The organism is Pseudomonas sp. P5_A2_2, from assembly GCF_054177685.1.
In genome coordinates this window covers 1-2114 of sequence record NZ_JBGCUL010000789.1, presented here as the reverse complement: position 1 = coordinate 2114, position 2114 = coordinate 1, and the positions used below count along the sequence as shown (strand labels likewise).

Annotated in this window: 2 protein-coding genes; both read left to right on the top strand. The window is 63.1% G+C overall.

Features of this window, described 5'->3' with window-relative positions:
- The coding region (locus ACXRVY_RS25720; RefSeq protein WP_458238594.1) for a helix-turn-helix transcriptional regulator at positions 1-786 on the top strand (786 nt) is incomplete at its 5' end.
- Between the two features lie 201 nt (positions 787-987).
- Positions 988-2114 (top strand): amidohydrolase (locus tag ACXRVY_RS25715; protein WP_458238595.1); only part of this gene is annotated, 1127 nt, incomplete at its 3' end.

Genomic DNA, 2114 nt, shown 5'->3' with positions numbered 1-2114 from the left:
CCCGAATCCTTTGCCGCCGAATGGCATCCGGTGGCGGCAAACGATCAGTTCTCCCACGCCACGCTCAACCGTCCCGGTGAGGTGGTGCGCGACAACGGTTTCAACGACCCGTGCGAAGCGGTCAATGATTTCGCCCGGCGCTACGATCTCTACCACTTGATGAGCATCACCTATGAGCTGCCCGAAAGCGGCTTGATGTTTTTCGTTTGTCTCTACCGTGGCCAGCATGAACAGGCGTTCGAGGAGAGCGAAGCCGAGCTGTTTTCGGCATTCTGCGATCACCTGTTCCAGCTGTGGCGGTTCCAGGTGCAGGACATGATTCGCTTCGACAGCGAAAACGGCGCGAGTGATTTTGGTGTGGCGCGCATGGACGGCAGCCTGCTGTATGTAGGCGCCAGGTTGTGCGCCGCCATTCAACGCGAACTGCCCGGCTGGAGCGGTTCAATGCTGCCGGGCGAGGTGATCGCGCAACTGTCGAAGGCGCCCTGCGTGATCCGCCTGGGCCGCTGCGCCCTGACCCTGAGCCCCAACGCCGGACATGTCATCCTGTCCCTGGAAGCACCGTCGGGCGGGGACGGCCTGGCACCACGGGAACGCACGGCGGCGATGCTGTTCGCCGCCGGGCACTCCTACAAGGAAATCGCCAAAATGCTCGCCCTGAGCCCCGCGACCGTGCGCACCTATTTGCGTAACTGCTACTTGCAACTCGGTGTGAAAAGCAAGGTGGAACTGGGCTCGGCCCTGCGTTCGCYGGGTGCGCTGGCGGAGTCCGTGCGCCGGGATTAATCCCAGCGGTTTCAATTATTTGCCTTACCCCTCCTCATTTGCAGAGGTCCATTCGAACGCTGCGCCCTATAGGGTAGGCCCTGTCTATCAGGGGCTGGCGCAATCGCTTCGGGCCGCTTCAAAACAATAAGAACAGGGGTGAGGCATTTGAGACTTTCCAGGTTGTTCATCGCCGTTGCGTCGACAACGGCGTTTTCCTGCATGGCGTTGGCGGCGACACCCGCCGACACGGTCATGCGCAATGGCTACGTCTACACCGTCGATGGCCAGGATTCCGTACAGCAGGCCATTGCCATTTCGGGCGGCAAGATCGTCTATATCGGCAGCGATGCCGGGGTCGACGCCTACATCGGCAAGCAAACACAACTGATCGATCTGGCCGGGCGCATGCTGATGCCGGGCTTCGTCGATGCGCACATGCACCCCGGCGATGGCGGTCGCGCCATGACCTTGTGCGATTTGAAATACCAGACCCTGACCCGCGCGCAGTTTCAGGCGAGCATCCAGGCCTGCCTCGATGCCGACAAGGGCAAGGGCCCGGACGTGTGGCTGGAAGTCGGCAGCTGGGACCGCGTGGGCATGACCGGGCTCGACGGCGACGCCGACAAATCGACCCTGGATGCGCTCAAGACCAAGCGCCCGATCCAGGTGCGCTCCACCGACTTCCACACCGTGCTGACCAACTCTCGCGGCCTGGAACTGGCCGGCATCAACAAGTACACCGCCGACCCCGAAGACGGCAAATACCGACGCGACAGCGCCGGCAACCCGAACGGCATCTGCGAAGACGGCGCCGCCGAATCGTTGGCCGCCGTGGTGCCACCCGCCACCGACGCGGAAAAACTCAATCAGGTTCGTGCAGCCCTCGACGCCATGCGCCAGCAAGGCATCACCAGTTTCTTCGATGCGCTGTCGGGACCTGAAAACGGCAAAGCCTTCACCAGCCTGCAAAAGACCGGCGAGCTGACCGCCCGGGCCTTGCTGGCGATCAAACTGGACCCGGCCGCCGCTGCCGCCGACCCGGTGAAAACCATCGCCGAGGCCAAGGCTTTGGYCAGCACTTACGATCAGGGCGAAGTGAACGTGGCGCCGGGCGTGAGCATGCGTCACGTCAAACTGTTCATGGATGGCATCATCAATGCCCCGGCAGACACCGGCGCCATGTTGACCCCCTACCTGCACAACAGCGGCACCGACAAGGCGCCGAAGTGGACCCCGGGCAAGAACCTGGGCGGCCCCGGCAGACACCGGCGCCATGTTGACCCCCTACCTGCACAACAGCGGCACCGACAAGGCGCCGAAGTGGACCCCGGGCAAGAACCTGGGCG